Here is a 26,715-nt window from a genome sequence, read left to right on the forward strand (position 1 = left end):
AATAGCTATGCAAATAGTTATTCACTATCTATGAAATAATATCTTTAGCCCTTTATTTTCAAGGGATACATGAAAGTTTTTAACGAGACAGATATAAGTAATTCTGAAATAATGTGCGTCTGAAAATTGAACCACAAAGCAATTTTGCGCAATTATCAGGTTACTGATCTTGCCTATAAAGTTGGTTACAAATATTAACCAAACACCTATTTTGATGTTTTGTGTTGCTCACAATTAAGAGGAAATAAAATGACAGTCAATCGCGAATTATTTGATCACGTAATGGTTCCTAACTACGCACCTTCAAGCGTAATTCCTGTTCGAGGCGAAGGCTCTCGCGTATGGGATCAACAAGGTCGAGAGTTTATCGACTTTGCTGGTGGTATTGCAGTTAACTGTCTTGGCCATTGCCACCCTGCATTAGTAGGCGCATTAAAAGAGCAAGGCGAAAAAATCTGGCATCTATCTAACGTAATGACCAATGAGCCGGCACTTCGCCTAGCAAAAAAAATGGTTGATGCGACATTTGCTGAAAAAGTTTACTTTGCCAACTCTGGCGCAGAAGCAAACGAAGCCGCGCTTAAATTAGCGCGTCGTTTTGCACTTGATAAGTTTGGCGCAGAAAAATCACAAATCATCGCGTTCAACAAAGGTTTCCACGGTCGTACATTCTTTACCGTAACTGTTGGCGGCCAAGCTGCATATTCAGATGGTTTTGGTCCTAAGCCTGGCGACATTGTACATTGTGATTACAATGACCTTGCTGCATTTGAAGCACTTATCAGCGATAAAACATGTGCCGTAATGATGGAACCTCTACAAGGTGAAGGCGGTATTGTTTCACCAACTGATGAGTTTGCTCAAGGCGTTCGCGATTTATGTACTAAACATAACGCACTGCTTATTTTTGATGAAGTTCAAACAGGTGTTGGTCGTACTGGCGATTTATATGCATACCAAGGCTTAAACGTAGTACCTGATATTTTAACTTCGGCTAAAGCACTTGGCGGCGGTTTTCCTATTGGCGCTATGATCACAACAACTGAAATTGCACAGCACCTTAAAGTAGGCACACATGGTTCTACTTATGGCGGTAACCCGCTTGCCTGTGCTGTTGCAGAAGCGGCATTTGATACAGTAAATACCCCAGACGTACTGGCTGGCGTAAAAGAAAAAGCCGCATTATTTAATGAACTACTTAGCGCGGTTAACGAAAAATACAACGTATTTAGCGAAATCCGTGGCCAAGGTTTATTAATTGGTGCAGTAGTGAACGAGCAATACAAAGGTCGTGCAAAAGAGTTTTTAGTGGCAGGTACTGAGCAAGGCCTTATGTCACTAGTTGCCGGTGCAGACGTAGTACGTTTCACTCCATCTTTAGTAATTCCTGAAGCGGACATTCGCGAAGGTATGGCACGCTTTGAAAAAGCAGTAGCAAGCGTAGTAAACGCATAAGCGACTTAAGCCAACCAATTAAGGGCAAGCACCGCTTGCCCTGCAATTCCTATTTACCGTTATTTATAAGGGAGCAAGCGGACTCATGATGATCCTTCGCCCAATCCAGCAAAATGATTACTCAGCATTACTGAAAATTGCCCACGAATCTGGGCATGGTTTTACGTCTTTGCCATTAAACGAAGAACTATTGCAAAAGAAAATAGACCATTCTGTAAGTTCATTTGCTAAGCAAACGTCACAACCCGGTGACGAAGGCTACCTGTTTGTTCTTGAAGATAGCGAAACCGGTGATGTTGTAGGTACGTCTGCAATTGAAGCTGCGGTAGGGCTTGATGATGCATTTTATCATTATCACTTAAGTAAAGTGATTCACTCTTCGCGCACATTAAACGTATACAAAGCGGTTGATATTTTAACGCTATGTAACGACTACACAGGCGCTACAGAGCTTTGCACATTGTTTTTAAAAGATGGCTATCGTAAAAATTGTAACGGTAAGCTACTTTCAAAAGCGCGCTTTATGTTTATAAAGCAGCATCAAGAGCGTTTTGCACAAACAGTGATTGCAGAAATGCGCGGTGTGTCTGACGAAAACGGCAGTAGCCCTTTTTGGCAGTGGCTTGAAGAGCACTTTTTCTCAATGGATTTTCCAACAGCCGACTACCTAACAGGTATTGGCCAAAAGGTTTTCATTGCTGAACTAATGCCTAAATACCCAATTTATGTAAATTTGCTAAGTAAAGATGCGCAAGCCGTAATAGGTAAAGTACACGACAACACACGCCCAGCAATCGAGTTATTAAAAAGCGAAGGCTTTACGTTTAATGGCTATGTAGACATTTTTGACGGCGGCCCAACGGTTGAAGCAAAAGTAGATAACATTGCGACGATTCGTAATGCAAATAACTTTAACGTTGAAATTGGCGAAATGACTGGCGACACCATGGTGTTACTAGCTAACGAAAAGCTTGAAGATTTTAGAGCAACCGTTGCACCAATGACATTTGACGAGCGCGCAAAAAGCCTTATTTTATCGCAAGAAGTAGCAGATGCATTGCATTTGCAAACTGGCGATATTGTTAGTGCAACCACGATTTAATTTAGGAGAAAGTATATGACTCATCCTGCACAATTTATTAATGGTCAATGGTCACAAGGCCAAGGCACAGAATTTAATTCAGTAAACCCTGCAAATAACGACGTTATTTGGCAGGCATCATCAGCAACTGCGGCGCAAGTAGACACCGCAGTAAATGCAGCGCGCGAAGCGTTTTATGCATGGGCTGATAAAAGCTTTACTGAGCGTTTAGAAATAATTAAAGCATTCGCAGCGCAATTAAAAGAAAACAGCGAAGAGCTCGCTATTACTATCGCACAAGAAACAGGTAAGCCACTGTGGGAAACGCGCACAGAAGCGGGTGCTATGGTTGGTAAAATTGCCATTTCTGAAAAAGCATTTTTAGAGCGCACTGGCGACGTAGAAAACGCAATGCCACTTGGCCGCGCGATGATTCGTCATAAGCCACATGGGGTTGTAGCCGTATTTGGTCCGTATAACTTTCCGGGTCACTTACCTAATGGCCACATTGTGCCAGCGCTTTTAGCAGGTAACACGGTTGTATTTAAACCGTCTGAACTGACTCCTAAAGTTGCCGAGCTTACGCTTAAACTGTGGGAAAAAGCAGGCTTACCAGCCGGTGTAATCAACCTTGTTCAAGGTGAAGTAGAAACGGGTAAAGCCCTTGCTGCTCACAAAGGGATTGATGGCTTGTTCTTTACGGGTTCTTCGCGTACTGGTCATATTTTACATGAACAGTTTGCGGGTCAACCGGGTAAAATTTTAGCGCTAGAAATGGGTGGTAATAATCCACTTATTATTACTGACGTTGAAGACACTAAAGCGGTTGTTCACGATATTATTCAATCAGCGTTTATCTCAAGCGGCCAGCGTTGTACATGTGCACGTAAACTGTTTTTACCTAAAGGTAGCAAAGGCGATGTAATTTTAGAGCGCCTTATCACTGCAACTAAAGCGATTAAAGTAGGTAACTACGATGATGCAGACCAGCCATTTATGGGCTCTATGATCTCATCAGCGGCAGCAGCTGGCATGGTTAAAGCGCAAAACGAGCTTGTTGAGCTTGGCGCTCAAGTATTAGTAGAGCTTGAGCACACAGCTAATACTGGCTTTGTAACACCAGGTATTATTGAGTGTACAAATATTAGTGACTTCCCAGATGAAGAGCATTTTGGACCACTTTTAAAAGTATTCCGCTTTGACGACTTTGACCAAGCCATTGATAAAGCAAACGATACAACCTTTGGTTTATCGGCTGGTTTATTAAGTGATAGTGCAGCAGATTACGACCATTTTTTACGTCGTATTCGCGCTGGTATTGTTAACTGGAACCGCCCAATTACTGGCGCGTCAAGCGCAGCACCATTTGGTGGTATTGGCGCATCGGGCAATCACAGAGCAAGCGCGTATTACGCAGCTGATTACTGTGCATACCCAGTTGCTTCAGTAGAGCTTGAAAAAGTAGCGATGCCAGCAACACTAAGCCCAGGCTTAAAAATAGATTAAGCAGTAATACTACTTAATCATTATAAAAGCAGCTTCGGCTGCTTTTTTTGTATTGCTATCGTACAAGGCTAGTAATTATCGACTCTTTCTGCTTAAATCAGCATAATTAAATATATTTAGGTGGTTCGCATAATGGTTTTAGATAGGCAAGGGTACGATGATTTGATCATGTATCTAACTCAAAATTTAGCATTGTTTGAGAAGCCAGGCGAAATAAAACCAGGCGCTCCAACAGTAATGGAATTAATCGAAGACGTTATTGCACAAAATGTGATGCTTATTTGCGAGCAGCACACAGACCTCAACACAGAGCAGCGTAGTCAAATTGTACGTGAAGTTGATGGCATAGTTTACGATTTAGAAGAAGTCCTCAGCAGCATCACCTCACAGCCTGTCACGGTTGAACAGCATGCCTTTATAGATGAATTTGCAGGTTTAGTAAAAAACCTCTTTGATAGCGCTTTAGCACAACAATCTTAGCCATTTTATAGCCCTGCGTTGCATTTTCATTTGCAACTACGGCTAAGTTGCTTACAATCAAGAAAATATTTTTTTGAGATATAACAATGCAAGCAAATGTAAAATGGGTTGAAGGCGATACGTTTATTGGCCGTTCTAATTCTAACCACAATGTTGTGTTTGATGGCGGCAGCGATAGCGCAGCACCAAGCCCAATGGAAATGGTTTTAATGTCAGTTGGCTGTTGCTCATCAGTTGATGTGGTTAGTATTTTAAAAAAAGCTAAACAAGATTTTTCAGACGTACAAGTGCAACTCAGTGCAGAACGCGCCGAAACAGCACCGCGCGTGTTTACCAAAATCAACTTACACTTTGTTGTTAAGGGTAATAATGTGTCTGAAAAGCACCTTGCACGTGCAGTTTCACTCTCTGCTGAAAAGTATTGCTCGGTTGCATTAATGCTTGATAAAACAGTAGAAATTACGCATAGCCACGAAGTTGTGCAAGATCAAGCAAAATAACGCTTTTTCCACGAGGAAAATTCGTATAAAATCCGCGAACTTTTCATTCTGCAGGTGCAGAACCCACTAATTTATAGGTTGGTTTATTATGAACAAACCCTTCGATAAACTTAAACTTCATGGCTTTAACAATTTAACTAAAAGTTTAAGCTTTAGTATTTATGATATTTGTTACGCAAAGACCGAGCAACAACGTAAAGAATATATTGAATATATCGATGAGCAGTACAGTGCAGATAGACTAACCGATATTTTAGGTGAAGTTGTTGATATTATTGGTGCTAACATTTTAAATGTAGCGCGCCAAGATTATGAACCGCAAGGTGCAAGTGTAACTATTTTGGTTTCAGAAGAACCAGTAGAAGAGCAGCAAAATTACGATGCTGACGAAGCACCAGGCCCATTACCTGATTCAGTTGTTGCACACCTAGATAAAAGCCATATTTGTGTACACACATACCCAGAAGCTCACCCTGATGATGGTATTTGTACATTCCGTGCTGATATTGAAGTATCTACCTGTGGCATTATTTCGCCACTTAAAGCGTTAAACTTCTTAATTCATAGCCTTGAGTCAGACGTAGTAACAATAGACTACCGCGTACGTGGTTTTACCCGCGACATAAACGGTGTTAAGCACTACATTGATCATGCTATTAGCTCGATTCAAAACTTCATGACAGAAGATACAAAAGAAGCGTACCAGATGATGGACGTGAACGTGTATCAAGAAAACCTGTTCCATACTAAAATGATGTTAAAAGAAACCGACTTAAATACCTATTTATTCGGCCTTTCTACTGATGAGTTATCGGACGAAGAAGAAGACGAGATCCGCTCTAAGCTGACTCGCGAAATGCAAGAAATATTCTATGGCCGTAACCTGCCAGATACAGAATAATAGCAACGAATTAAATTAAAAATGGCGCTCAGTGAGCGCCATTTTTTTATGGCTAAAAAAGCCCAGCTAATTAAATTAGCTGGGCTTTTGAATATATAGCGTATTAATTAATCATGCTGTAAATAAGTGCAAATACAGCAAGTGAGCCAACCGCTAATATAAATAGCGTGCTTAATCGGTTGCGGTATTTATGAAGTGCAGGCACTTTATAAACTGCAATCATTGGCATGATGAATAAGATCATTGCGATGATAGGGCCCGATAACTGATCCATCATGTCTAAAATACTTGGGTTTTTAACAGCGCAAAACCAAATAGCTAAAAACATAATTAGCACACCAATTTTATCGGCCGCTTTTGCGCTTAAGCTTGTTTGTTTAGTTACTAAACCCGTAAAGCTCTCACGTGCCCCTAAAAAGTGACCCAAAAACGACGATGTAATAGCAATAAAGGCAACAAGCGGCCCAAGTGTGGCAATAAACGAGTTATCAGTAATATTAGCAAGGTAGGATAAAACCGATACGTTAGCGGCTTTAGCAGCGGCCATTTGCTCGCCTGTAAGCGACAACACGCAAGAGAACACAAATAACAGTACAAAGGTAATAAGTAGTAAGCTAGTGCGCTTTAAAATCGCCTCAGACTTATGTGTAGCTTGTTCACCGTAGTGACCGCGTTGCACGTTTACAAAGCTTGAGATAGCCGCTGCGTGGCTAAACGAAAACACAATAATAGGAATCGATAACCACAACGTTTTACCAAAGCTGCCCATTTCAGGCAGTGTCATATCTGGCATTTGCCAGCTTGGGATTAAATAAAGTGATAAAAAGAACAATATACCCACAAGCGGGTAAACTAAAATAGCAAAGGCACGCAGCATTAAGCGCTCGCCGCCCATCATTAAGCTAATCATACCTGCAACTAATACACCCGAAAGCAACACGCGAGAAGGTGATTCCATCCCCATTTGATTAACCATAAAGCTATCAACGGTATTAGTTAAGCCCACACCGTAAATAAGCAAAATTGGGAATATAGATAAAAAGTATAATAAAGAAATTAACCGCCCCGCAGTCACACCAAAGTGCTCTTCAACTACATCGGTAAAATCGGCATCTTTATTTTTTGATGAAAGTACAAAACGCGCTAATCCACGGTGTGCACAAAAGGTCATTGGAAATGCTAAGCATGCCAAAATAATTAACGGCCAAAAACCGCCAATGCCAATGTTAATAGGTAAAAATAAAATACCCGCACCAACGGCGGTACCAAAAAGGCTTAAAGTCCACTGCGTATCGTGCAGGTTCCATTTAGAAGTGGGTGTGTTTGAAGGTGTGTGTGCACCTGTTGTTGATGCATTTGAAAGCGTTGCATCTTGAGATGTTGTCATGTGTGTGTTTATCCATTATTTAAATAATAATCGCGCGCAAGAATATAGTTTTTAGCTAAAAATTTCATGTTTTGAGAGGATTTGTAGACTAATTAATTAGACCAAATTGAAGGGTAAGTGTCATGAATACGAAACAGCGGTGTAAAAGTGAGCAAACCCTTAAGCGGCAGCACCACATTATAATTTTAAAGTAGGTTGGTTTGAGCGCAGCGAAACCCAACACGCTATAGTGTCACGCGAGCAGCAAAGCCGAGATAGGCGGTTTTCATAACGTAAAAATAGGGACTGGTCATTTTTATTGGTTTGCATTTAAAAATCAGAATCTGCTCCCAAAAGCTGTTAAGTAGAAGCCATTGATCTCAACTTCATAAGAGATTTTTATTAAACTCCGTTATACTTCCTGCAATTGAATATGCCAAACGAAGTAAATAGGCCACTAACTGCAATGAGCAAAGACATTCTCTTCCATACTACTTTTGCGCACGAAACCAGTAAAACATGGGTTGTATTTGTCCATGGAGCAGGTGGTAGTTCGGCAATTTGGTTTCGTCAGCTTAAAGCCTATAAAAAAGAATATAATGTATTGCTGCTAGATCTTCGTGGTCACGGTAAATCGAATAACTTAGTACAAAACTTTGTTGATAATAATTATTCATTTAATAATGTCTCTAAAGACATTATCGATGTGTTAGATCATAACAATATCACCAGCGCACACTTTGTTGGCATTTCATTGGGCACAATTATTATTCGAAATATTGCTGAAATTGCGCCGCAATATGTTTCTAGCATGGTGCTAGGTGGAGCGGTTACTCGTTTTAATACTCGCAGTAATACATTGGTTTATTTAGGTAATACTTTTAAACACTTCCTGCCTTATATGTGGCTGTATCGCTTATTTGCTTTTATTATGATGCCTAAAAAGCGCCATAAAGAATCTCGACTTTTGTTTGTTCGTGAAGCAAAACGCTTGTGCCAAAAAGAGTTTATAAAATGGTTTAAATTAGCCATGGATGTAAACCCTTTAATGCAATACTTCAAAGAAAAAGACATTGATATTCCCATTCTGTACATTATGGGCAAAGAAGATCATATGTTCCTTGGCCCTGTTAAAGAAATGGTAAAACGCCATAAAAACAGCGTACTGCAAACTATTCACCATTGCGGCCATGTCTGTAATGTGGAGCGCCCAGACTTATTTAATCAGCACTCGCTTGCTTTTATCGCCCAGCAAAATCGTTAAGGGTTGTAGAAGGAATAGGATCGGTACATTCTTTTTTGATTTTCGCCCTAAACTCAAAACAAGACCTGATCCTAAAGGAGTTATTCTGAGTGGGGTACGTAGTAATCGAGAAGGTAATAAAAACGCATAGCTTGCTTGCACATCCCTATTGATAAGCAATGTTTACATTAGAGCTTTCTGATGTGAATATAAGATTAGTTTTTTTGAGTTGACCTTTCAATGCTGGAATCGGAGAAGAATACATAAATGGAATTTAAATCACATAAAATAATTATTGATCCAAACGACCCTTTTGAGAATGACAAGCTTGGACGAAAACCTCATGTCGAAAACTTTACTACACTCCTCAAAAACATTAGCTCACCGATTGTTTTATCCGTGAATGCTCCTTGGGGGCAAGGTAAAACTACATTTTTGGAGATGTTAAAAGCTAACCTACAAATAAATGATTGTTCGGCAATTTACTTTAGTGCCTGGGAAACTGATTTCGTTAATGATCCACTGCAAGCATTTCTGGGCGAGGTTAATAAAAAAATAGAGTCTCTTGTTGAGGGAGATAAAGAGAAAAGTAAAGCATGGGTTAATGCAAAGAGTGCAGGTGCACAAATTTTAAAAAAAGGTTTACCCGTGTTAGTAAAGCTTGCTACTGCTGGAATAATTGACGCTGAAAAAATAATTGAAGCTGAAGCAGCCAAATTCACGGAGGGATTATCTAAAGATTTTTTGGATGATTATACAAAGAGTAAAGAGGCTATTACTTCTTTTAAAGAGAATGTATCAAAAGCTTTAAAAAATGGAGATGGAGCTACAAGCCAATTATTTATTATTATTGATGAATTGGATCGGTGCAGACCTACTTATGCAATTGAGTTACTAGAGAGAATAAAACATCTTTTAGATATTGAAGGTCTTGTATTTGTAATTGCAATGGACAAACTTCAACTGTCTCATAGCGTTAAAGGGGTCTATGGTGCAGGGTTTGAAGCAATGGGTTATCTTAGGCGGTTTATTGATATTGAGTATATTTTGCCTGAGAGTGATTTAGACGCATTTATTGAACAGCTTTATAAAATATTTGAGTTTGATATTTTCTTTCAAAAAAGAACTCAATACCAATCATTTAGATACGAAAAAGATCACTTAAAGAATACCTTTAAATTATTGGCGAAAGCTAAAAAACTGTCTTTAAGGGAAGTAGAGCAGTTATTTGCGAAAGTAAATTTAGTAGTTAAATCTACAGCGGAAGATGTATATCTTTACCCTGACTTGTTAGCATTCTTGATTGTTGCTAAAGAGTACTATTACGAAAGTTATAGTGGGTATATTAATGGAGGAGATACACCAGAAAAGCTGATTAAAGTTCTTCATACAATAACCCCTAATTTGAAATCAATAGATTCTAGAGCGTGCGCAGTAATTGAAAGCTCTTTAATTGGAGCAAAAAATGATAGATACCACGGTAATATTGGAGAAGCACTAAAGTACCATGAAGATATAAGTTCTGATGAAAGTGCTAGTACAGAAGAACAGAGCTATTCATATGATGTAGTACAATTAACAAAAAGTTTTGACGGGTTTCGAAATTCGATTGATCTAGAGAGTTTAAAGCAGAGGATAGAAATGCTAGAAAGCTTCAAATTCAATAGTTAATATAAAGTCCTATTGTAGTTAAAGCTATCACTTGTCTTGCTGACAACTGATAGCTAACCACTAAAAACTACCCTTACTCTTCTATTGCACTCACTACAAAATACGGATTTAAGTACTCATCTTTAGTGTTATAAATAAGCGGTCTGCCATCAAGCTTAGTGACTTTAGCACCGGCTATTTCGGCGATTGCATGGCCTGCGCCTGTATCCCATTCGCAAGTTGGACCTAAGCGCGGGTAAATATCGGCGCTGCCCTCAGCTACTAAACACAGCTTTAGTGAGCTGCCTTTAGACACCATTTCAACCTCATCAAAGCGTTTTACAAACTCGGCTAAATCGGGTGATGGGTGCGAGCGGCTGCCTACAACTCGAATTAACCCTTTGTTAGGTTTAGTCGTTACTTTAAGCTCAATTCGCTCATCGCCTTTATCTTTAAATGCGCCAATGGCTTCGGCAGCTAAGTACGATACGCCAAGGGCAGGTGCATCTACTACGGCTAAAATAGGAATGCCGTTTTTAATTAGGGCGATGTTTACGGTAAATTCACCGTTCTTTTTAATAAATTCTTTAGTGCCGTCGATTGGATCAACTAACCAGTAGCTTTTCCACGTTTGGCGTACATCCCAGCTTATGTCGGCGTTTTCTTCACTGAGTATTGGAATATCAGGTGTGAGCTGTTGAAGCCCTGCCACAATCAGTTTATGAGCTGCTAAATCGGCGTCGGTTACGGGGCTTTCATCGGCTTTGTACTCAACGTTAAAATCCTTTTCGTAAATTCCCATTATCGCTTGGCCTGCTTTGCGGGCAAGGATGAGGGTTTCTTCTAGCAGTTCGGTTTGATTCATGGGGTTAACCTATATTATGTGCTTTTGTTTTAGATACGTTATCAGTTGTGTAACCGATTGGTCTAGGGTGTTTTTACTTGTATCTAAAATTATTTCTGGATTGTTTGGCACTTCGTAGTTTGAATCGATACCTGTGAAGTGTTTTATCTCTCCAGCGCGGGCTTTTTTGTATAAGCCTTTTGGATCGCGGCTTTCGCATACATCAAGTGGGGTATCGATAAATACTTCAATAAACTCGCCGTCATCTACTAAGTTACGCACCATGTCGCGCTCCGCTCTAAAAGGCGATATAAACGCAGTAAGTACTAACAAGCCAGCATCGGTCATTAATTTAGCGGTTTCGCCTACACGGCGTATGTTTTCAATGCGGTCTTCGTCGCTAAAGCCTAGATCTTTACACAAACCGTGGCGTACGTTGTCGCCATCGAGCAGGTAAGTGTGCGTACCTTGCTGGTTAAGCGCCGCTTCTAGTGCGTTTGCTACGGTGCTTTTGCCAGAGCCTGAAAAGCCGGTAAACCATAAAATAGCGGGCTTATGTTTTTTTTGCTCACTACGCTGTGCTTTTGTCGTTGCGTAGTTATGCCAAACTATATTTTCATCCATAGTGAGAGTCTCTTATGCTGTGAGCGCAGGTATTAAAACGGAAATACCAGCGGGATCAAGGTTAATACCGTGATTGAATAAATAATAGAAAGGGGTAAGCCCATCACTATGTAATCTTTTAAGCGATAGTTACCCGCGCTATAAACCATTAGATTAGTTTGATACCCAAATGGCGATATAAAGCTAGCTGATGCGCCAAAGGCAACCGCCATAATAAACGGTAGTGGGTCTACATTAAAACCAACCGCGAGCGAGTAAGCAACAGGGAACGACAAGGCAGCAGCTGCGTTGTTAGTTATAAGCTCGGTAAATAATACGGTCATTAAAAATATAGCTATAAACGCGCCGTACGGGCCAAAATCCCCAAGTACCATAAACATGGCGTCGGATATTTGCCCGGCAAGTCCGGTGCCTATCATTAATTTAGCAAGGCCAATGGCGCTACCTACAACCACCAATAACTCGATAGGAAAACGGCGTTTTACTTCGTTAAGTTTTATGGTGCCGCTGAGCATTAAGCCAATCAGTAATACTAATAAGCCTTTAACCAGCGGCACTATGCCAATAATGCTTAAACCCAGTACTGCGGCAAAGCTTAGTAGCACAATATTTGATTGCTTAGGTGCAAGGTGGGCTTGTAAGTCAAACCCTGAAATATACACAAATTCGCGCTTTAAATTAGGCAAAGTGTAAAAGTTTTTGCCTGGTGCGAGTATAAGTGAGTCGCCAGCTTGTAATTGCACTTGCCCAAGGCCGCCTTGTAAGCGGTCATGTCCACGGCGAATGGCAATAACAGCAGCATGAAACTGCTCTCTAAAGCGGGCTTCTTTTACGGTTTTACCAATAAATTTTGAAGATTGACTTACGACTACTTCTACTAAGTGTTCTATGTCTTTTTGATGATTCTCGTGTACTACTTTTAGGCCGTCGAAACGGGTAAGTAATGGCACCGATTTTATGTCACCTACAAACAGCAGCACGTCGTCTTTTTGAATAATTTGCTGCGGAGTGACTGCGCAAATGCGGCTCTCGTCGCGAATAATTTCAGCAAGGAATAAGTCTTTTAAATCACGCAGGCCGTTTTCTTCTACGGTTTGGCCTATTAATTTGGAGCTTGCTTGTACTTTACCTTCTAGGTAAAAAGGCACGACTTCTTGGTCGCTTTTACCGTTGTCGGGTAAGTATTTAAGCATTACTAAAATGGTAATTAGGCCTACGCTTAGCGCGCCTAAACCCACTAAGGTAAAGTCAAAAAAGCCTAGCGGTTTCATGCCCGCATCAACTGCAAAGCCATTGACGATTAAGTTGGTTGATGTACCAATAAGCGTAATAGTGCCGCCCAAAATAGCAGTGTACGACAGCGGTAATAATAGCTTTGAAGGGGAGTGATTAGGGTTGTCTTTTATCGCGGTAATAAGCGATGCAACAACGGCGGTATTGTTAGTAAACGACGATAAAAAGGCGGTTGATAACCCCAATTTTGTTACAGATTTTACTAAACTACCTTTAGATAGCGATTGCGCTAACTTTTGAATTAGGGTGGTTTTTTCTATTGCGGTCGACACTAACACCAATAGTACTAAAGTGATAAGCGACGGGTTAGCGTAGTTAACTAGCATACTTTCAAGATCGATTAGCCCTGCTAAGTAGCTGGTGCCAATAGCGCTTACAAATAGCCATGCTGGATTAATACGGGTGCCAAAAAGGCACCCGACTAAGGTAAGCATAATGCCTGTTAAAACGAGCTGTTCTACCATGCTTTTAAATTCCTAACAGGCTAAAGTTAACTTATAACTTAGAAATATCAAGCGCTTGCCAATGCGGGAAGTGCTTGCGTACTAAGCTGTTAAATTCAACTTCAAATTCGCTAAAGTTACTTTGCTTTGTTTGGCTTTGCAGTACTTGCTCAATCATACCGGCAGCAACAGTTAGGTTTGATAAGCGATCGATTAGGATAAACGAGCCTGTTTCGTGATTGCTGTGGTACTCGTCTGCCAAAATAGTTTCGGTTAGTTCAAGCGTTACAATCGCAATTTCGTTTAACTGCAGTGAGTCGCTAGTGCCGTGCTCAAGCGTGTTTACATCAATTGTGTAGTCAATCTTTTTAACAATAGCTGAGGTGTTTTTGCTACCTAGTTTTAGGTTATAGCTTTTACCTAACACTAATGGCGATTCATGCATCCACACAATTTTAGCTTGCAACTGGTTAGTTACAGCGGCCGTTGAATTTGCAGGTACGATTACATCCCCTCGGCTAATATCAATTTCGTTATTTAGGGTAACGGTAATTGCTTGGCCTGCTTCGGCGCTGTCTAGGTTGCCATCAAAGGTAACAATTTCTTTAATGCTTGATGTTTTACCCGACGGTAATACTCTTATAGCATCGCCTACGTGCATCTTGCCCGATGTCAGTGTGCCCTGAAAACCACGGAAGTTTAAGTTAGGACGCACGACATATTGCACCGGTAGGCGCGCTTCAAAGCCTGTATCTGTTTCGGCTGCTGGCGAATCTTCTAATAACTCTAGTAGCGGCTTGTCGGTGTAATACGGTGTATGTGCAGAGCGTGTTACTACGTTGTCGCCTTTAAGCGCCGACATAGGCACAAACTTAATGTTTGATACGTTAAGTTGCTCAGCAAATTTAAGGTAATCGGCCTTAATTTTTTCATACACGGTTTCGTCAAAATCAACGATATCCATTTTATTAACGGCAACAACAAACTGTTTAATGCCCAGCGAGTCACAAATAAAGCTATGGCGCTTAGTTTGTACTTGTACGCCGTAACGCGCATCAACCAAAATAATGGCGACATCGCTTGTTGATGCGCCCGTTACCATGTTGCGCGTGTATTGCTCGTGCCCAGGTGTGTCGGCAATAATAAATTTACGCTTAGCCGTTGAAAAGTAACGGTACGCTACGTCAATCGTAATGCCTTGCTCACGCTCAGCTTGTAGGCCATCAACTAATAAAGCAAGGTCAAGATCTTCACCTGCGTTACCTACTTTTTCGTTATCTTTATGAAGAGCTGCTAGCTGATCTTCATAAATTTGGTGGCTGTCGTGCAGTAGGCGGCCAATCAATGTTGATTTACCGTCATCTACGCTGCCACAAGTAAGCATGCGTAATAAGCTTTTGTCTTGTTGGCGTGCTAGGTAGGCGTCTATGCCTATTTCTTTTACTTCGTTAAATGTATCGTTATTTTGGCTAGACATTAAAAATACCCCTCACGTTTTTTCTTCTCCATTGAGCCGGCTGAATCATGGTCAATAACACGACCTTCACGTTCAGATGACGTAGATAGCAGCATTTCTTCGATGATTTCGGTTAAAGTACTGGCTGTTGATTCAACTGCACCGGTAAGTGGGTAGCAGCCTAATGTACGAAAACGTACAGATTTCATTTGCGGTACTTCACCTTCATTAAGAGGCATACGCTCATCGTCAACCATAATCAAAGTACCGTCGCGCTCAACTACTGGGCGATCTTTAGCTAGGTACAATGGCACCATTTCGATGTTTTCTTGATAAATGTATTGCCAAATATCAAGCTCAGTCCAGTTAGATAATGGGAAAACACGAATGCTCTCACCCGGATTAACTTGGCTGTTGTAGGTATTCCAAAGCTCTGGGCGTTGGTTTTTAGGGTCCCAACGGTGGTGTTTGTCGCGGAACGAATAAACACGCTCCTTTGCGCGTGACTTTTCTTCGTCGCGGCGTGCGCCACCAAATGCAGCATCAAAGCCGTATTTATCTAGCGCTTGTTTTAAGCCTTGGGTTTTCATTATGTCGGTATGTTTACCCGAGCCATGCGTAAACGGGCCTACACCCATTTCAATGCCTTCTGGATTTTTGTGTACCAGTAGATCAAAGCCATATTCTTTAGCTATACGGTCGCGAAACTCGATCATTTCACGAAACTTCCAGTTGGTGTCTACGTGTAATAACGGAAACGGAATTTTTGCAGGGTAAAATGCTTTACGCGCTAAGTGCAAAAGTACCGACGAATCTTTACCAATAGAGTAAAGCATTACTGGGTTCTCAAACTCAGCGGCGACTTCGCGCATGATTTTGATACTTTCAGCTTCAAGTTGCTGAAGGTGAGTTAAAGCCATTGTTAGTCGTCCTACTAAAATGATTAAAAGTTACAAATTTAAAATTCGGTTATGTATTTGATACATCTGTTAGCGGCTGTGCAAAGCTGCTTGTTTGCTCGTTTTTCCCAAACCACGCTAGTTGCGAGTGCAGGGCGGCTACTTCGCCAATAATGAGTAGTGCAGGCGATATAATGCTGTTGCGTTCAATTAAGTCGGCAAGTTCGCCTAATTGGCCTGTTACTACACGCTGATTTTTACGTGTACCGTTTTCGATAATGGCAACAGGGGTGTCGGCTTTGCGGCCATGTTTTAAAAGCTCGCTTTGTATGTGCGGCGATTTAATTACGCCCATGTAAATAGCAAGCGTTTGATTTGCTTTTGCCAGTGATTGCCAATCAAGTTCTTGACCGTCTTTTTTACAGTGGCCCGTTACAAATTGAATGGCTTGTGCATGGTCACGATGCGTAAGCGGAATACCCGCATAAGCACTACAACCTGCAGCAGCTGTAATACCCGGTACAATTTGATAATTTACGTTGTTAGCAGCCAGTACTTGTACTTCTTCGCCACCACGACCATAAATAAACGGGTCGCCACCTTTAATGCGGCACACTTTTTTGCCTTGTTTAGCAAGGTCGACCAGCATTTGGTTGGTATCTTCTTGAACAACACTATGATCGCCTAAGCGTTTACCTACACAAATAAGGTCAGCATCACGGCGCACTAATTCCATAATTTCGTCAGAGACTAAAAAGTCATAAACGACGACGTCGGCTTGTTGCATAAGTTGCAGTGCTTTAAGTGTTAAAAGCTCTGGATCGCCAGGACCTGCACCTACTACATATACTTCGCCTTCAGGTTCTGCTTTCGCATCGAGCATTTGCTCTAGTTGCTGCTGTGCGGCTTGGGTATCGCCGGTTTGTACTTTACTCACGACAGATGAGTCGAACACGCCTTCCCAAAATTGGCGGCGGTCTGAAAAATGCTTAAAGCGTTTTTTTACTTTGTCTCTAAAGCCGCCTACAAGTGTTGCAAGTGGCCCAATATGATGTGGAATAAGAGTTTCGAGCTTTTCGCGTAAGCGACGTGCAAGTACGGGCGCTGTGCCAGCACTTGATATAGCAATCGTAATTGGGTCACGGTCAACAATGGATGGGAATATAAACGTACATTTAGGTTGGTCATCAACCACGTTTACAAACACATTGCGGGCATTGGCAAGTTCAAATACGTTGTTGTTTACTTCGTCGCGGTCGGTTGCTGCAATAACAAGCATTTTGCCATCAAGGTGCGATTCATCAAAATAAGCATCAATAAGCGTTACTTCATTATTATGTGCATGCTCTTTTAGTTCGTCGCAAAACCAAGGTGCTACTAAAGTAACGCTTGCTCTCGCTTTTAAAAACGCGCGACATTTGCGTAATGCGACCTCTCCACCGCCAACAACCAATACTGGTTTGTTGTCGAGTTTGGTAAAGATAGGTAAATACTGCACGTTAATAAGACCCCTAAACAAATTCAAATATAAGAAAACGCTTTATTCTGATAAGCAGAATATAGCGGCTATCAATAAGTAAAAAATAATTAAAACCAAGTTGATATAACCAAAAGTTATAATAGGTGGGCTTTTTAGGCCTAAGAGCTAGTTAACAAGGGATTGCGCCGAGTTACAAGTAAAATAACCAGCTTATAGTGTTTGGTTATGAGCTATAGCGAGTTTGGTTTAATTTGTTAATATGGAGGCATATCAAATTTTGTACTTATACCAATTGCATTAAATTAGTGATCTATTATAGCGACGAGAAAATAGCTCAATAACAAGGCTAAAATTATGATACATAGTTGTTCTATATAAATAGTTTTTAACCTAGTTAGTGCGTTATTTAATACGCTAAAATGATCATGTTTTTAATAAAATTGGTATTACATAAGCAACGGAGCTCTAATGACACAACACCAAAAAGATGCCGCATTAGCAGTCGCACTGATGGATTTAACAAGCTTAAACACCAGCGATACCACCAAAAGCATTCAAGCACTTGTTGATAGCATAAATCCTACCTTAGGCACGCCTGCCGCTGTATGTGTTTATAGCGACTTTGTTGATGATGCAAAAATAGCACTCGCAGCGCGTGAGCTTAACCATGTTAAAGTCGCAACAGTTACTAACTTTCCAACAGGTGATGCACCACTGAGTGATGTAATTAACGAAACACTTATTGCTATAGAGCGCGGCGCAGACGAAATTGATTTGGTTATTCCTTATAAAAAACTAATAGCGGGCGATGCTCAAACTGTACTTAGCTATGTAAGCGAAAGTAAAAAAGCGTGTGGGTCGCGCGCGCAACTTAAAGTAATAATAGAAAGCGGCGAGCTAAAAACCGTCGCGCTTATTACTCAAGCCACGGAGCTTGCAATTGAAGGCGGTGCTGATTTTGTAAAAACCAGTACGGGTAAAGTGGCTGTAAATGCCACGCTTGAATCAACAAAAATTATGCTAACAGCCATTAAAAACTCAAACAAACGTGTGGGCTTTAAAGCGGCCGGCGGTGTTAAAACAGTGGCCGATGCTAGTGATTATTTAGCGCTAGCACGCGCAATAATGGGTGATGATTATTTGCAAGCAAATACATTTAGGTTTGGCGCTTCAAGCTTGTTAAGTGACGTTTATAAAACCATAGGGAAATAATCAATATCTTTGGATTGTAGGTTTATCTAACCGATTAAATTATTAGCAGTTTAAACAATAATGTAATTAATTAATTAGATTTTCCAATGTGGGTATCTTTTAGGCTTGTGTTAATGAACTGCGTAAGTATAATAGGCATCCACTTTGCAGGGGCGTAGTTCCAATTGGTAGAACAGCGGTCTCCAAAACCGATGGTTGGGAGTTCGAATCTCTCCGCCCCTGCCAGTTTTACTTGTTATTTGAGTAGTCTGAGATTAAAAACCGGTTTAAATTAAGTCTGTTTTTAAGTTTAGATTTTAATGGATTAACCCTGCCGTAGTGTAGGGTTGTTGTGTCTGTAGTTAAGGTAATAATATTATGAGCACGAATGTAGAAACACCATCAAGTGCGATGGAGTCAGTAAAGTGGTTAGTAGCAATCGCGCTACTTGCAGGCGCAGTTGTTGGTAATCACATGTATGCAGATCAATCTGTATTACTACGTGCTATTGGCGTTGTTGTTGCAATAGCGGCCGGATTAGCAATTGCCTCGCAAACATTTAAGGGACGTAACTTTCTTGCTTTCGCTAAAGAAGCTCGAATTGAAGTACGCAAAGTTATTTGGCCAACGCGCCAAGAAACTACCCACACGACATTAATTGTAATGGTTGCAACAGTGATTATGGCACTTATCCTTTGGGGATTAGATGGCATTTTATTCCGCGCTGTAGGCTTTTTAACTGGATTGGAGATCTGATCCCATGTCGGATGAGAACGAGAACAAAGAAATTAAGTTACGTTGGTATGTAGTACAGGCCTTTTCTGGTTACGAAAAGCGTGTAGCTCAAACGTTAATTGAACATATTAAAATCGAAGGTCTAGAATCGAGCTTTGGTGAGATATTGGTACCAACTGAAGAAGTTGTTGAGATGCGCGCTGGCCAAAAGCGTAAATCTGAGCGTAAATTCTTCCCAGGTTATGTATTAGTACAAATGGATATGAATGACGCAAGCTGGCACTTAGTGAACAGCACAGAACGCGTTATGGGCTTTATTGGTGGTACGTCTGATCGTCCTGCTCCTATCAGCCCTAAAGAAGCTGAGCGCATTCTTAATCGCCTACAAGAAAATGCTGAAGCACCTAAACCTGCTACATTATTTGAACCAGGTGAAGTTGTACGCGTTACAGATGGTCCATTTGCAGATTTCAGTGGTGTAGTTGAAGAAGTTGACTACGAAAAGAGCCGCGTAAAAGTATCTGTACTTATTTTTGGTCGTTCTACGCCAGTTGAGCTTGAATTCGGTCAAGTTGAGCAAGATAAGTAATTGATTAAAAAAGCTTCGCTAATTTTTATTTAAATTTTGGCATGAAGCTTGAAAAAGGCCGCTGATTAACTTATAATCAGCGGCCTTTTTGTATTAAGGTAAAATTTATTTTTTACTGTACAAAAAGTACGAAACCAATTTTTAAACTGGGAAGCCGTTAGAGTACGCGTCCTCGCGCGCACAAGGCTGAGACCCACCAAATGAGGTATTTATAATGGCTAAAAAAGTTGAAGCTCTAATCAAGCTACAAGTTGCCGCTGGTATGGCTAATCCTAGTCCTCCAGTAGGTCCTGCACTAGGTCAACACGGTGTAAACATCATGGAATTCTGTAAAGCGTTTAACGCACGTACAGAGTCTATCGAAAAAGGCGCTCCAGTTCCTGTAGTGATCTCTGTTTACGGTGACCGTTCATTTACGTTCGACATGAAAACGCCACCTGCTGCTTACTTACTTAAGAAAGCTGCTGGTATCAAGTCAGGCTCAGGCCGTCCTAACACTGATAAAGTAGGCACAGTAACTCGTGCTCAACTTGAAGAAATTGTTGAGACAAAACGAACTGACCTTACAGCTGCCGATATGGACGCAGCGGTTCGCACTATCGCAGGTTCTGCGCGTGCGATGGGCTTGAACGTAGAGGACTAAGAAATGGCTAAATTAACTAAACGTATGCGTACTATCCGCGAAAAAGTGGAAGTAACTAAAGATTACGAAATCAATGAAGCAGTTGCTCTTTTAAAAGAGTTAGCGACAGCTAAATTCGTAGAAAGTGTTGACGTTGCCGTTAACCTTGGTATCGATGCTCGTAAATCTGATCAAAACGTTCGTGGTGCTACTGTACTACCTAACGGTACTGGTCGTGACGTTCGTGTTGCTGTATTCACACAAGGCGCTAATGCAGAAGCTGCAAAAGAAGCCGGTGCTGAATTAGTAGGTATGGAAGATCTTGCTGAACTAGTTAAAAAAGGCGAGATGAACTTTGACGTTGTTGTTGCATCACCAGACGCTATGCGTGTTGTTGGTCAACTAGGTCAAATCTTAGGCCCACGTGGTCTAATGCCAAACCCTAAAACTGGTACTGTAACGCCTAACGTTGCAGAAGCAGTTAAAAATGCTAAAGCAGGTCAAGTACGTTACCGTAATGACAAAAATGGCATCATCCATACTACTATTGGTAAGGTTGATTTCACTGCAGAGCAGTTACAACAAAACCTTGAAGCTCTAATTGTTGCGCTTAAGAAGGCTAAACCTTCTCAAGCTAAAGGTGTTTACTTGAAGAAAGTAACTATCTCTACAACAATGGGCGCAGGTGTTTCTGTTGACCAAAACACTTTAAGCACTATTGTTGCTTAATTGAGTGTTTACATGGCGTGAAATTTGTACTATAATTTCGCGCCATTTTGTTGATTAATTTATTAATTTGCAAAGTAAAGAATTCGGGTTGAAGTCCATAATTTCGTTAAGCCTTTGGGGTTAACGATAAATTGGGCTTCCGTCCAAGACCGTAGGTGGCTTCGGCCTTAATATTCACCTACGTAGACGGTGTAGACCCCAGATAGATTTTTCCTAATCCTTCTGGCTCTCGCCGTAAAAAGCATCTCTACCTTGTTTGGTAGGGAAGAGTAGAACAGGGGAATCCGATAATCGGTACCCCCATTAAACCAGGAGTAACACCCATGGCTTTAAATCTTCAAGGCAAAAAAGCAATAGTTGCTGAAGTCAACGAAGCAGCCAATGGTGCTCTATCTGCAGTTGTTGCAGATTCTCGTGGTGTAACAGTTGGCGCAATCACTGCCCTTCGTAAAGAAGCTCGTGCAAATGGTGTTTGGATGAAAGTTGTCCGTAACACTTTAGCAAAACGTGCTCTTGAAGGAACAGATTTTGAGTGTCTTTCTGATTCATTTGTTGGTCCAAGCTTAATCGCTTTCTCATCAGAGCACCCAGGTGCTGCTGCGCGTATCTTTTCAGATTTCGCGAAAAAGAATGAGAAATTCGAGCTTAAAACGGCCGCTTTTGAAGGAAATGTTGTTGATGCAGCAATGCTTGCTACATTACCTACATACGATGAAGCTGTTGCACGCTTAATGAGTGCTATGAAAGAAGCGTCTGCTGGCAAATTGTGTAAAACAATTGAAGCAGTACGTGTACAGAAAGAAGAGCAAGCTGCTTAATTTTAAGCTGTTTAATCTCACTTTCGGTGTAAAATTTATTTGGACTTAATGTCCGTTAATTATTAGGAAATTTGTAATGTCTGTATCTAAAGACCAAATCCTTGACGCAATTGCTGAAATGTCAGTAATGGACGTTGTTGCTCTTATCGAAGCAATGGAAGAAAAATTCGGCGTAACTGCTGCAGCTGCAATGGTAGCTGGTCCAGCTGCTGAAGCTGCTGAAGAGAAAACAGAATTTGACGTAATCCTTACTGGCGCTGGCGCTAACAAGGTTTCTGCAATCAAAGCTGTTCGTAGCGCAACTGGCCTTGGCCTTAAAGAAGCGAAAGCTCTTGTTGAAGCTGCTCCTACACCTGTTAAAGAAGGTGTATCTAAAGAAGAAGCTGAAGCACTTGCAAAAGATCTTACTGAAGCTGGTGCTGAAGTTGAGGTTAAGTAATTTAGCTTTTGCTAAGTTCGCTGCCTGAGAAATCAGGCAAGGGCTGGTGATTATTTAATCACCGGCCTTTTTGCGCTATAGAGTGATGCACTCTTTTAGTTCAAATAAAATCTGATTTTTTCTTTACTTTCAACGCTTTATAGTTTGCTAGTGTTAAAGTGGGATCTAATTAGAACAACAGTTAAATGTTGTAAAATCTTGGCATAGCTGCCAGTTAAGTCTGTTCTTACAAGAACAGGTCGGGTCAAAGATCAGCAAGCTGAGGAACCCCATGGCTTACTCTTATTCTGAAAAGAAACGTATCCGTAAGGATTTTGGTAAACGTCCACAAGTTTTGGATATACCTTTTTTACTGTCTACACAGTTAGAATCGTTTAAAAAATTCTTAGTGCCGGACGCTGATGGCGATCATGGTTTGGAAGCTGCCTTCCGTTCTGTGTTCCCTATTAAAAGCTACTCGGGAAATTCTGAGCTTCAATACGTAAGTTACCGTATTGGTGAGCCAGTTTTCGATGTAAAAGAATGTCAAATTCGCGGTGTGACTTATTCTGCTCCACTTCGCGTGAAACTGCGTCTTGTTGTTATGGACAAAGAAGCACCAGGCACAGTTAAAGACATTAAAGAGCAAGAAGTTTACATGGGCGAAATTCCGCTCATGACAGATACCGGTACTTTTGTAATCAATGGTACAGAGCGTGTTATCGTTTCTCAGCTACACCGTAGCCCTGGTGTATTCTTTGATAACGACCGCGGTAAAACCCATTCATCGGGTAAAGTATTATATAACGCACGCGTTATACCTTACCGTGGTTCATGGTTAGACTTCGAATTTGATGCAAAAGATAACTTATATGTACGTATTGACCGCCGTCGTAAATTACCGGCGTCTATCATCCTACGTGCACTAGAGTATTCTAGCGAAGAAATCCTAGATATGTTCTTCGATAACACTACGTTTGAAGTAACGAATGGTAAAGTTCTTATGGAACTTGTACCTTCGCGTTTACGTGGTGAAACTGCCGCTTTTGATATCAAGAGCGAAGACGGTGAAGTATTTGTTGAAAGCGGTCGTCGTGTTACGGCTCGCCACATCAAGAGCATCGAGAAGAAAGGCATTAAGCAATTAGAAGTACCACATGAGTACATCATTGGCCGTATTGTAGCTAAAAACTATGTTGATGAGTCAACTGGTGAAGTTATTGCAAATGCAAATGACGAGCTAACTCTAGAGCTAATGGCTGAATTGGTTAAAGCCGGTCACACTAAAATTGATACTTTATATATCAATGAAGTGGACAGCGGTGCTTACATGTCAAATACATTGAACATTGACTCTTCAAGCAGCCGTTTAGAAGCACTAGTAGAAATTTACCGCATGATGCGCCCAGGCGAGCCACCGACGAAAGACGCGGCTGAAGCCTTATTCCAGAACTTGTTCTTCTCTGAAGAGCGTTATGACTTATCTACTGTAGGTCGTATGAAGTTCAATAGCCGTGTTGGTTACGATACAGACACAGGCCCAGGCACATTAAGCAAAGAAGACATCGTGTCTGTTATGAAAGTATTAATTGCTATTCGTAACGGTCAAGGCGATGTTGATGATATCGATCACTTAGGCAACCGTCGTATACGTAGTGTTGGCGAAATGGCTGAGAACCAATTCCGTGTTGGTCTAGTACGTGTTGAACGTGCTGTACGTGAGCGTTTAAGCTTAGGTGACCTTGACGCGATAATGCCACAAGATCTTATTAACGCTAAGCCTATTTCGGCAGCGGTTAAAGAGTTCTTCGGCTCGTCTCAGTTATCACAGTTTATGGACCAAAATAACCCACTATCAGAAGTTACGCATAAACGTCGTATCTCTGCATTAGGTCCGGGCGGTCTAACTCGTGAACGCGCAGGCTTTGAAGTACGTGACGTTCACGTAACTCACTATGGTCGCGTATGTCCAATCGAGACTCCTGAGGGTCCAAACATCGGTCTAATTAACTCGTTGTCTACGTACGCACGTACAAATGACTACGGTTTCTTAGAAACACCTTACCGCAAAGTGGTAGATGGTGTTGTAACTGATGAAGTTGATTACTTATCAGCCATTGAAGAAGGTCAGTTTGTTATCGCACAGGCGAACTCAAACTTAACTGAAACCAATGAGTTTGTTGATGAACTTATTCCATGTCGTCACAAAGGTGAATCTACCTTTATGGGTCGCATGGACCAGCAGTATATGGATGTATCACCACAACAGGTGATCTCTGTAGCGGCAGCACTTATCCCGTTTCTAGAACACGATGATGCTAACCGTGCATTGATGGGTTCAAACATGCAACGCCAAGCAGTACCAACATTGAAAGCGGATAAACCGTTAGTAGGTACTGGTATTGAGTTAACACTAGCGAAAGACTCTGGTGTAACTATCGTTGCTAAACGTGGTGGTGAAGTAATGTATGCTGACGCAAGTCGCATCGTTGTAAATGTACATGAAGAAGAACGCATCCCAGGTGAAGCGGGCATCGACATCTACAACTTAACCAAATACACACGTTCTAACCAAAATACATGTATTAACCAAAAACCAACTTGTATGGTTGGCGAACCGGTTACTCGTGGTGACGTGTTAGCAGATGGTCCTTCGACTGACTTAGGTGACTTAGCCCTTGGTCAAAACCTTCGCGTGGCATTCATGCCATGGAACGGTTACAACTTCGAAGATTCAATCTTGTTATCAGAGCGCGTAGTTGAAGAAGATCGTCTAACGACTATCCATATTCAAGAACTACAGTGTGTTGCCCGTGATACTAAATTAGGTCCTGAAGAGATCACTGCAGATATCCCGAATGTGGGTGAGTCTGCGCTAGGCAAGCTTGATGAATCAGGCGTTGTATATATTGGTGCTGAAGTTAAAGGCGGCGATATCCTAGTAGGTAAAGTGACTCCTAAAGGCGAGACACAGCTTACACCTGAAGAGAAGCTACTACGTGCTATCTTCGGCGAAAAAGCGTCTGACGTTAAAGACAGCTCTTTACGCGTACCAAACTCTGTAACTGGTACTGTAATTGACGTGCAAGTTTTCACCCGTGATGGTGTTGAAAAAGATAAACGTGCGTTAGAAGTTGAAGACATGCAGCTTCGCGAAGCGAAGAAAGACTTCAACGAAGAGTTCCGTATTTTAGAAGCAGGCGTTTTAGACCGTGCACGCAAGCTACTTATAGCTGCTGGTTTTGATGAAGATAAACTTGCATCTCTTAATGCTGAAAAAGTACTTACGCAAAGCCTTGCTGAAGAAGACAAGCAAGCTGAGCTTGAGCAACTAGCTGCACAGTACGATGAGCTTAAAGCTGAATACGATAAAAAGTTTGAAAACAAACGTCGTAAAATTACCCAAGGTGATGATTTAGCACCAGGCGTACTTAAGATCGTTAAAGTATACCTAGCTGTTAAACGTCGCATCCAACCGGGTGATAAAATGGCGGGTCGTCACGGTAACAAAGGTGTTATCTCGACTATCGTACCAGTAGAAGATATGCCTTACGATGACAAAGGTCGTACGGTAGATATCGTATTGAATCCACTAGGTGTACCATCGCGTATGAACATCGGTCAGATCCTTGAAACACATATGGGTCTTGCTGCACGTGGTATCGGTGAACGTATTGAAGAGATGATGAAAGAACAACGTGAGCTTCATGAGCTACGTGAATTCATCAAGCAAGCTTACGAAATTGGTGAATCTCGCCAAGTTGTAGACATTGCTAGCTTCACTGATGACGAAATTCGTCGTCTAGCTGAAAACTTAAAAGGTGGTTTACCAATAGCTACTCCTGCATTTGATGGCGCGAAAGAAAGCGAAATCAAAGACATGCTTGAGCTTGGTGGATATCCTCGAAGTGGTCAGGTTACACTTTATGATGGCCGTACTGGCGATCAGTTTGAACGTCAAGTAACTGTTGGTTACATGTACATGCTTAAACTTAACCACTTGGTTGACGATAAAATGCACGCACGTTCTACTGGTTCTTACAGCCTTGTTACTCAGCAGCCGCTGGGTGGTAAAGCACAGTTCGGTGGCCAGCGTTTTGGTGAGATGGAAGTATGGGCACTTGAAGCTTACGGTGCTGCTTACACTCTACAAGAAATGCTAACAGTGAAATCGGATGACGTGAACGGTCGTACTAAGATGTATAAAAACATCGTTGATGGTAACCATAAAATGGAGCCAGGTATGCCAGAATCGTTCAACGTATTGTTGAAAGAAATCCGCTCACTGGGTATCAACATCGAGTTGGAAGAAAATTAAGCCAATTAGATGCTGCAGTTAACGCTGCAGCATCTGTTACGGCTGAATAGAATGTAGGGACGAGACTATCCGTC

At 41.4% G+C, this 26,715-nt stretch carries 23 protein-coding genes and 1 tRNA gene; 17 read left to right on the forward strand and 7 right to left on the reverse strand.

The features are described from left to right. Nucleotides 1–249 precede the first annotated feature (249 nt). The 6 genes from H5090_RS13125 to speD all read left to right on the forward strand — a co-directional run bounded on the left by H5090_RS13125 (nucleotide 250) and on the right by speD (nucleotide 5,923). Entirely contained in the window at nucleotides 250–1,455 is a 1,206-nt protein-coding gene (locus tag H5090_RS13125; protein WP_154903751.1) for an aspartate aminotransferase family protein, read from the forward strand. A gap of 85 nt (nucleotides 1,456–1,540) precedes the next feature. After that, on the forward strand, nucleotides 1,541–2,557 hold the full coding sequence (astA, locus tag H5090_RS13130) for an arginine N-succinyltransferase (RefSeq protein ID WP_024597056.1): 1,017 nt from the start codon (nucleotides 1,541–1,543) through the stop codon (nucleotides 2,555–2,557). Nucleotides 2,558–2,572: 15 nt separating this feature from the next. Beyond that, on the forward strand, nucleotides 2,573–4,042 hold the full coding sequence (gene astD, locus H5090_RS13135; protein ID WP_182693187.1) for a succinylglutamate-semialdehyde dehydrogenase: 1,470 nt from the start codon (nucleotides 2,573–2,575) through the stop codon (nucleotides 4,040–4,042). 132 nt (nucleotides 4,043–4,174) lie between these two features. Then, nucleotides 4,175–4,522: a DUF3802 family protein gene (locus tag H5090_RS13140; protein WP_002958862.1), complete on the forward strand. Its 348-nt coding sequence runs from the start codon at nucleotides 4,175–4,177 to the stop codon at nucleotides 4,520–4,522. 86 nt (nucleotides 4,523–4,608) lie between these two features. Continuing rightward, nucleotides 4,609–5,022: an OsmC family protein gene (locus H5090_RS13145; protein ID WP_002958863.1), complete on the forward strand. Its 414-nt coding sequence runs from the start codon at nucleotides 4,609–4,611 to the stop codon at nucleotides 5,020–5,022. Nucleotides 5,023–5,110: 88 nt separating this feature from the next. Next, the gene (speD, locus tag H5090_RS13150) at nucleotides 5,111–5,923 is read left to right on the forward strand and encodes an adenosylmethionine decarboxylase (RefSeq protein ID WP_024597058.1); all 813 of its coding nucleotides are present in this window, start codon (nucleotides 5,111–5,113) and stop codon (nucleotides 5,921–5,923) included. Nucleotides 5,924–6,026: 103 nt separating this feature from the next. Here the strand turns inward: speD and H5090_RS13155 are convergent, their stop codons facing one another. Then, on the reverse strand, nucleotides 6,027–7,310 hold the full coding sequence (locus H5090_RS13155) for an aromatic amino acid transport family protein (protein ID WP_024603811.1): 1,284 nt from the start codon (nucleotides 7,308–7,310) through the stop codon (nucleotides 6,027–6,029). Nucleotides 7,311–7,755: 445 nt separating this feature from the next. Between H5090_RS13155 and H5090_RS13160 the strand changes: the two genes are divergently transcribed. Together H5090_RS13160 and H5090_RS13165 are read left to right on the forward strand one after the other, a co-directional pair. Beyond that, complete coding sequence (locus tag H5090_RS13160) at nucleotides 7,756–8,553, forward strand: alpha/beta fold hydrolase (RefSeq protein WP_024589582.1); 798 nt, start codon at nucleotides 7,756–7,758, stop codon at nucleotides 8,551–8,553. A 246-nt stretch (nucleotides 8,554–8,799) separates the two neighbouring features. Continuing rightward, on the forward strand, nucleotides 8,800–10,203 hold the full coding sequence (locus H5090_RS13165) for a P-loop NTPase fold protein (RefSeq protein WP_182695909.1): 1,404 nt from the start codon (nucleotides 8,800–8,802) through the stop codon (nucleotides 10,201–10,203). 73 nt (nucleotides 10,204–10,276) lie between these two features. Here the strand turns inward: H5090_RS13165 and cysQ are convergent, their stop codons facing one another. Genes cysQ through cysG form a run of 6 tightly spaced genes read right to left on the reverse strand, consistent with a single transcriptional unit; the run spans nucleotide 10,277 to nucleotide 17,239 of the window. Beyond that, nucleotides 10,277–11,047, reverse strand: a complete 771-nt coding sequence (cysQ, locus tag H5090_RS13170; protein WP_182695910.1) for a 3'(2'),5'-bisphosphate nucleotidase CysQ — start codon at nucleotides 11,045–11,047, stop codon at nucleotides 10,277–10,279. Between the two features lie 9 nt (nucleotides 11,048–11,056). Further along, nucleotides 11,057–11,650, reverse strand: a complete 594-nt coding sequence (cysC, locus tag H5090_RS13175) for an adenylyl-sulfate kinase (protein ID WP_182695911.1) — start codon at nucleotides 11,648–11,650, stop codon at nucleotides 11,057–11,059. Nucleotides 11,651–11,682: 32 nt separating this feature from the next. Continuing rightward, nucleotides 11,683–13,407, reverse strand: a complete 1,725-nt coding sequence (locus tag H5090_RS13180) for an SLC13 family permease (RefSeq protein WP_182695912.1) — start codon at nucleotides 13,405–13,407, stop codon at nucleotides 11,683–11,685. 31 nt (nucleotides 13,408–13,438) lie between these two features. After that, entirely contained in the window at nucleotides 13,439–14,863 is a 1,425-nt protein-coding gene (cysN, locus tag H5090_RS13185; RefSeq protein ID WP_182695913.1) for a sulfate adenylyltransferase subunit CysN, read from the reverse strand. Then, nucleotides 14,863–15,762 carry a sulfate adenylyltransferase subunit CysD gene (gene cysD / locus H5090_RS13190; RefSeq protein ID WP_002958873.1) on the reverse strand — a complete coding sequence of 300 codons (900 nt, stop codon included), beginning with the start codon at nucleotides 15,760–15,762 and terminating at the stop codon, nucleotides 14,863–14,865. The genes cysN and cysD overlap by 1 nt, the downstream gene beginning before the upstream one ends. A gap of 49 nt (nucleotides 15,763–15,811) precedes the next feature. Then, a complete protein-coding gene (gene cysG / locus H5090_RS13195) occupies nucleotides 15,812–17,239 on the reverse strand; it encodes a siroheme synthase CysG (protein ID WP_024603341.1) in 1,428 nt (475 codons plus the stop codon). A gap of 450 nt (nucleotides 17,240–17,689) precedes the next feature. Here cysG and deoC point away from each other — a divergent pair, with 450 nt between their 5' ends. The 9 genes from deoC to rpoB all read left to right on the forward strand — a co-directional run bounded on the left by deoC (nucleotide 17,690) and on the right by rpoB (nucleotide 26,641). After that, nucleotides 17,690–18,433 (forward strand): deoxyribose-phosphate aldolase, encoded by a 744-nt coding sequence (deoC, locus tag H5090_RS13200; protein ID WP_182695914.1) that lies wholly within the window; start codon nucleotides 17,690–17,692, stop codon nucleotides 18,431–18,433. Between the two features lie 148 nt (nucleotides 18,434–18,581). Further along, nucleotides 18,582–18,658, forward strand: a tRNA-Trp gene (locus tag H5090_RS13205). 132 nt (nucleotides 18,659–18,790) lie between these two features. Continuing rightward, nucleotides 18,791–19,168 (forward strand): preprotein translocase subunit SecE, encoded by a 378-nt coding sequence (gene secE / locus H5090_RS13210; protein WP_002958877.1) that lies wholly within the window; start codon nucleotides 18,791–18,793, stop codon nucleotides 19,166–19,168. A gap of 4 nt (nucleotides 19,169–19,172) precedes the next feature. Continuing rightward, complete coding sequence (gene nusG / locus H5090_RS13215; protein ID WP_002958878.1) at nucleotides 19,173–19,736, forward strand: transcription termination/antitermination protein NusG; 564 nt, start codon at nucleotides 19,173–19,175, stop codon at nucleotides 19,734–19,736. 214 nt (nucleotides 19,737–19,950) lie between these two features. After that, nucleotides 19,951–20,379 (forward strand): 50S ribosomal protein L11, encoded by a 429-nt coding sequence (gene rplK, locus H5090_RS13220; RefSeq protein WP_002958879.1) that lies wholly within the window; start codon nucleotides 19,951–19,953, stop codon nucleotides 20,377–20,379. A gap of 3 nt (nucleotides 20,380–20,382) precedes the next feature. Further along, the gene (rplA, locus tag H5090_RS13225) at nucleotides 20,383–21,087 is read left to right on the forward strand and encodes a 50S ribosomal protein L1 (protein ID WP_002958880.1); all 705 of its coding nucleotides are present in this window, start codon (nucleotides 20,383–20,385) and stop codon (nucleotides 21,085–21,087) included. A 323-nt stretch (nucleotides 21,088–21,410) separates the two neighbouring features. After that, entirely contained in the window at nucleotides 21,411–21,905 is a 495-nt protein-coding gene (rplJ, locus tag H5090_RS13230) for a 50S ribosomal protein L10 (protein WP_002958881.1), read from the forward strand. A 76-nt stretch (nucleotides 21,906–21,981) separates the two neighbouring features. Continuing rightward, entirely contained in the window at nucleotides 21,982–22,344 is a 363-nt protein-coding gene (gene rplL, locus H5090_RS13235; protein ID WP_002958882.1) for a 50S ribosomal protein L7/L12, read from the forward strand. 271 nt (nucleotides 22,345–22,615) lie between these two features. Next, nucleotides 22,616–26,641, forward strand: a complete 4,026-nt coding sequence (gene rpoB, locus H5090_RS13240) for a DNA-directed RNA polymerase subunit beta (protein ID WP_138488388.1) — start codon at nucleotides 22,616–22,618, stop codon at nucleotides 26,639–26,641. The last annotated feature ends 74 nt before the right edge of the window (nucleotides 26,642–26,715 follow it).

The organism is Pseudoalteromonas sp. SR43-5, from assembly GCF_014163835.1.
Classification (GTDB): Bacteria; Pseudomonadota; Gammaproteobacteria; order Enterobacterales; family Alteromonadaceae; genus Pseudoalteromonas; species Pseudoalteromonas distincta.

Bases quoted from the DNA above. Each gene is read 5' to 3' on its own strand.
- H5090_RS13125 (WP_154903751.1), top strand. From the start codon at position 250: ATGACAGTCAATCGCGAATTATTTGATCACGTAATGGTTCCTAACTAC.
- astA (WP_024597056.1), top strand. From the start codon at position 1,541: ATGATGATCCTTCGCCCAATCCAGCAAAATGATTACTCAGCATTACTG.
- astD (WP_182693187.1), top strand. From the start codon at position 2,573: ATGACTCATCCTGCACAATTTATTAATGGTCAATGGTCACAAGGCCAA.
- H5090_RS13140 (WP_002958862.1), top strand. From the start codon at position 4,175: ATGGTTTTAGATAGGCAAGGGTACGATGATTTGATCATGTATCTAACT.
- H5090_RS13145 (WP_002958863.1), top strand. From the start codon at position 4,609: ATGCAAGCAAATGTAAAATGGGTTGAAGGCGATACGTTTATTGGCCGT.
- speD (WP_024597058.1), top strand. From the start codon at position 5,111: ATGAACAAACCCTTCGATAAACTTAAACTTCATGGCTTTAACAATTTA.
- H5090_RS13155 (WP_024603811.1), bottom strand. From the start codon at position 7,310: ATGACAACATCTCAAGATGCAACGCTTTCAAATGCATCAACAACAGGT.
- H5090_RS13160 (WP_024589582.1), top strand. From the start codon at position 7,756: ATGAGCAAAGACATTCTCTTCCATACTACTTTTGCGCACGAAACCAGT.
- H5090_RS13165 (WP_182695909.1), top strand. From the start codon at position 8,800: ATGGAATTTAAATCACATAAAATAATTATTGATCCAAACGACCCTTTT.
- cysQ (WP_182695910.1), bottom strand. From the start codon at position 11,047: ATGAATCAAACCGAACTGCTAGAAGAAACCCTCATCCTTGCCCGCAAA.
- cysC (WP_182695911.1), bottom strand. From the start codon at position 11,650: ATGGATGAAAATATAGTTTGGCATAACTACGCAACGACAAAAGCACAG.
- H5090_RS13180 (WP_182695912.1), bottom strand. From the start codon at position 13,407: ATGGTAGAACAGCTCGTTTTAACAGGCATTATGCTTACCTTAGTCGGG.
- cysN (WP_182695913.1), bottom strand. From the start codon at position 14,863: ATGTCTAGCCAAAATAACGATACATTTAACGAAGTAAAAGAAATAGGC.
- cysD (WP_002958873.1), bottom strand. From the start codon at position 15,762: ATGGCTTTAACTCACCTTCAGCAACTTGAAGCTGAAAGTATCAAAATC.
- deoC (WP_182695914.1), top strand. From the start codon at position 17,690: ATGACACAACACCAAAAAGATGCCGCATTAGCAGTCGCACTGATGGAT.
- secE (WP_002958877.1), top strand. From the start codon at position 18,791: ATGAGCACGAATGTAGAAACACCATCAAGTGCGATGGAGTCAGTAAAG.
- nusG (WP_002958878.1), top strand. From the start codon at position 19,173: ATGTCGGATGAGAACGAGAACAAAGAAATTAAGTTACGTTGGTATGTA.
- rplK (WP_002958879.1), top strand. From the start codon at position 19,951: ATGGCTAAAAAAGTTGAAGCTCTAATCAAGCTACAAGTTGCCGCTGGT.
- rplA (WP_002958880.1), top strand. From the start codon at position 20,383: ATGGCTAAATTAACTAAACGTATGCGTACTATCCGCGAAAAAGTGGAA.
- rplJ (WP_002958881.1), top strand. From the start codon at position 21,411: ATGGCTTTAAATCTTCAAGGCAAAAAAGCAATAGTTGCTGAAGTCAAC.
- rplL (WP_002958882.1), top strand. From the start codon at position 21,982: ATGTCTGTATCTAAAGACCAAATCCTTGACGCAATTGCTGAAATGTCA.
- rpoB (WP_138488388.1), top strand. From the start codon at position 22,616: ATGGCTTACTCTTATTCTGAAAAGAAACGTATCCGTAAGGATTTTGGT.